Here is a 4,827-nt window from a genome sequence, read left to right as displayed (position 1 = left end):
CCGCTGACCCCGAACGGCAAGATCGACCGCAAGGCCCTCCCCGCACCGGAGTACACGTCCACCGCCGGCGGCCGCGCACCGCGCACCCCGCAGGAAGAGATCCTCTGCACCCTGTTCGCCGAGGTGCTGGGCGTGCCGGCTGTCACGGTGGACGATGACTTCTTCGTGCTCGGCGGTCACTCCCTGCTGGCGACCCAGCTCTCCAGCAGGATCCGGGCCACTCTCGGCACCGAGGCGCCCCTCCAGACGCTCTTCGAGGCGCCGACCGTCGCCAAGCTCGCGCCGCGCCTGACCCGGAACAGCGAGCTGCGCCCGCCGCTCCTGCCCACCACCCGGCCCAACCCCCTTCCCCTCTCCTACGCCCAGCAGCAACTCTGGTTCCTGCACCAGCTGGAAGGCCCCTCCGCCACCTACAACATTCCGCTGGTGCTGCGGCTCACCGGTCAACTGGACCAGCAGGCGCTGCGAGAGGCCATCAACGACGTCATCGCCCGCCACGAGGCGCTGCGCACCGTCTTCGAGGACGTCGACGGGCAGCCCCACCAGCGCGTTCTCGATCCCGGGCGGGCCCGCATCGACCTGCACGTCCAGCAAGTCGAGCAGGCCGACGCCATGCAGGTGCTGGAGCAGGCTGCCCGGCGCGAGTTCGACCTGTCGGCCCAGGTGCCTTTGTACGCCGAGCTGTTGACCGTCAACCCGAGCGAGTCGGTGCTGATGCTGGTGCTGCACCACATCGCCGGTGACGGCTGGTCGCTCGCGCCGCTGGCGCGCGACCTGGTCGCCGCGTACTCCGCCCGGCTGGAGGGTTCCACGCCGCAGTGGCCGCAGCTGCCGGTGCAGTACGCCGACTACACGCTGTGGCAGCGCGAGCTGCTCGGTGACGACACCGATCCCGACAGCCTGTTCGCCCGCCAACAGGATTACTGGGCCCAGCGGTTGGCCGGTCTGCCGGAGCAGGTCACCGTGCCCGCCGACCGGCCCCGCCCGGCCGTCGCCAGTTACGCCGGCGATTCCACTACCTTCGGTATCGACGCGGAGCTGCACCAGGCGCTGTCCGAGCTGGCCCGTTCCTCCGGCAGCACCATGTTCATGGTGCTGCAGGCGTCCTTCGCCGCGCTGCTGACCCGTCTCGGCGCCGGTACGGACATCCCGCTCGGCGCGCCGATCGCCGGACGCACCGACGAGAACCTCGACCAGCTCATCGGGTTCTTCGTGAACACCCTCGTGGTGCGCACGGACACGGCGGGCAACCCGTCCTTCACCGACCTCCTCGCCCAGGTCCGCCGGACCAGCCTGGAGGCCTACGCCCACCAGGACATCCCGTTCGAGCACCTGGTGGAGAAGCTCAACCCGCACCGCAGCACCACGCACCACCCCCTGTTCCAGGTCATGCTCGCCCTTCTCAACACCGAGCAGCCGAACTTCGAACTGCCTGACCTGCAAGCGGAACCGGCCGGCGTGGCCCTGGGCACGTCCAGGTTCGACATGTTCATCAACCTGGGGGAGCACCGGGACGACAACGGCACCCCGGCCGGCATGTCCGGCACGGTCGAGTTCGCCACCGACCTCTACGACCGGTCGACGATCGAGGCGCTGACCGCACGCTGGGCCCGGCTGCTGAAGGCGGTCGCCGCCGACCCGTCCCGGCCCATCGGGTCGCTGGACATCCTCACCCCGGGTGAGCGCCACCAGCTGCGCGGCTGGGCGGCCACCCCCCGGCCCGAGATCGGCGACGCCACGCTGTCGGAGCTGTTCCAGGCCCGGGTGCGGGCCACTCCCGACGCCACCGCCCTGGAGGCCGGGGACGCGACCTTGACGTACGCGGAACTGAACGCCCGTGCCAACCGGATCGCGCACTGGCTGATCAGCCGGGGCATCGGCGCGGAGCAGCTCGTCGGCCTCGCGCTGCCGCGCAGCGCCGAGCAGCTCGCCGTGATCCTGGGCATCGCGAAGGCGGGTGCCGCCTACCTGCCGGTCGACCCGGACTACCCGGCCGACCGCATCGCGTACATGCTGGCCGATGCCGCCCCCGCCCTGCTGCTCACCACCGACCGGTTGAGCGAGGACCTCGGCAGTGCCGCCGGGGCCGGCAGCGAGATCCTCACGATCGAGTCCCAGGCCGAGCTGTGGGACCAGCAGCCGACCGGCGACCCGGCCGATGCGGACCGGATCGCACCGCTCAACCCGGCGAACACCGCCTACACCTTCTACACCTCCGGCTCCACCGGCCGGCCGAAGGGCAGCGTCATCGCCCACTCCGGGCTGGCCGACCTCATAGCCACCGCGGTCGAGCGGTGCGAGGCCGGTCCGGAGAGCCGCGTCCTGCAACTGGCCTCGCCCAGCTTCGACCCCGCCGTGGTCGAGATCTTCATGGCCTTCGCCGCGGGCGCGACCCTCGTGCTGCCGTCCGGCGGTCGCCTGGCGGGCCTTGAGCTCGCCAGGGTCATCGCCGACCGGCACATCACGCACGCCTTCATCACCGCCTCGCGGCTCGCGAGCCTGCCCGAGGGAAGCGAGGCCGAACTCGCCGAGCTGAACGTCCTGGGCATGATCGGTGAGCCCACACCACCGGCGCTGGTGGACCGTTGGTCGTCGGGCCGTCGGATGATCAACGCGTACGGGCCGACGGAGTGCACTGTGTACGCGACGATCAGCCGGCCGTTCGCGGCCGGGCGCGCTCCCATCGGACACCCGATCGCCAACGCCCGACTCCACGTGCTGGACGAGTACCTGCAGCCGGTTCCTCCGGGTGTCGCGGGCGAGCTCTACGTCGCGGGCAAGGGCGTGGGCCGTGGTTACCTGAACCGGCCCGGTATGAGTGCCGAGCGGTTCGTGGCGGATCCGTTCGGTGCGGCCGGGGGCCGGATGTACCGCACGGGTGACCTGGTGCGGTGGAACCGGGGCGGGGAGCTGGAGTACCTGGGCCGTAGCGACGACCAGGTGAAGATCCGCGGGTTCCGGATCGAGCCCGGCGAGGTCCAGGCCGCGCTCACCCGGAACCCCGAGGTCGCCCAGGCCGTCGTCGTCGCCCGCGAGGAGCAGCCCGGCGACGTCCGCCTGATCGCCTACATCGTGCCGGGCGGCGGAGGCGAGCCCGCACTGCCGCAGCTGCGACAGGACCTGCGGCAGCAGCTCCCGGACTACATGGTTCCCGCCGCCGTCATCGTCATCGACCGCATCCCGCTCACCCCGAACGGGAAGATCGACCGCGCGGCTCTCCCGGCTCCCGACCACGCCCCCGTCTCCACCGGGCGTGCCCCCCGCACCCCGCGGGAGGAGATCCTGTGCGCGCTGTTCGCCGAGGTCCTGGGACGGCCGAGTGTCGGGGTCGACGACAGCTTCTTCGACCTGGGCGGTCACTCGCTGCTGGCCACCCGACTGATCAGCCGCATCCGCAAGACCCTGGGCATCGAGGCCCCGCTGCGGGCCTTCTTCGAGGCTCCGACCGTGGCCCAGCTGGCCGAGCGCCTGGCGGAGGGACACGGGCAGACACGGCTCGCCCTGGCGCCGGCCACCCGGCCCGAGGCCATCCCGCTGTCGTTCGCCCAGCAGCGGCTGTGGTTCATCCACAAGCTGGAAGGCCCCTCCGCCACCTACAACATGCCGCTCGCCCTGCGGCTGACCGGTGACCTGGACCGGCAGGCGCTGCAGGACGCCATCAACGACGTCATCGCACGCCACGAGGCGCTGCGCACCGTCTTCCGGGACGTCGACGGACAGGGCAGCCAGTACATCCTCGATCCCGACCGGTCCCGCATCGGCCTGCACGCCGTCCCCGTGGAGGAGGACCGGATCCAGGACGAGCTGAACCGGGCCGCGCGCCACGAGTTCGACCTGTCGGTCCAGGTTCCGCTCCATGCCGAGCTGCTGACCGTCAGCCCGAGGGATTCGGTGCTGATGCTGGTGCTGCACCACATCGCCGGTGACGGCTGGTCGATGGCGCCGCTGGCCCGCGACCTGATCGCCGCCTACACCGCCCGCCTGACGGGTGCCGAGCCGGACTGGCCGCAGCTGCCGGTGCAGTACGCCGACTACACGCTGTGGCAGCGCGAACTGCTCGGTGACGACAGCGACCCGGAGAGCCCGTTCAGCCGCCAGTACCGGTACTGGGCGGATCAGTTGGCCGGCCTGCCGGAGCAGGTCACCGTCCCCACCGACCGGCCCCGCCCCACCACCGCCGGCAACGCCGGTGACGTCTGCGCCTTCTCGTTCGACGCCGACCTGCACCGCGAGCTCGCCGAGCTGGCCCGGTCGGCTGGGGCGACGGTGTTCATGGTGCTGCAGGCCTCCATGGCCGCGCTGCTGACCCGCCTCGGCGCCGGGACCGACATCCCGATCGGCAGCGGCATCGCCGGGCGTACCGACGAGAACCTCGACGACCTGGTCGGGTTCTTCGTCAACACCCTGGTGCTGCGCACGGACACGGCGGGCAACCCGTCCTTCACCGACCTGCTGGCACAGGTCCGGCGGACCAGCCTGGAGGCCTACGCGCACCAGGACGTCCCGTTCCAGTACCTGGTGGAGAAGCTCAACCCCCGCCGTTCCGCGGCACACCACCCGCTCTTCCAGGTCATGCTGGCTCTGCAGAACAACGAGCAGGCCGAATTCCAGCTCCCGGGACTGCGGGTCAGCCACCAGCCCGCGGCCACGGACACCTCCCGCTTCGACCTGTTCGTCAACATCGGTGAGTTCCACGAACGTGACGGCTCGCCCACGGGCGTCGCCGGATACATCGAGTTCGCGACGGACCTGTACGACCGGTCGACGATCGAGGCGCTGGCCGAGCGCTGGGCCCGGCTGCTGAAGGCGGTCTCCGCCGACCCGTCC

Annotated in this window: 1 protein-coding gene; it reads left to right on the top strand. The window is 71.2% G+C overall.

Going from position 1 to position 4,827, the window contains the following annotated elements; all coding sequences use genetic code 11:
* Positions 1-4,827: amino acid adenylation domain-containing protein (locus ACFZBX_RS36785; protein ID WP_391538174.1), on the top strand; the 4,827-nt coding region annotated here is incomplete at both ends.

The sequence above is a fragment of the Kitasatospora sp. NPDC008115 genome (assembly GCF_042957205.1).
In the GTDB taxonomy this organism is placed as follows: domain Bacteria; phylum Actinomycetota; class Actinomycetes; order Streptomycetales; family Streptomycetaceae; genus Kitasatospora.
The sequence above is the reverse complement of the archived record's forward strand: the minus strand, read 5'-3'. Positions and strand labels throughout refer to the sequence as shown.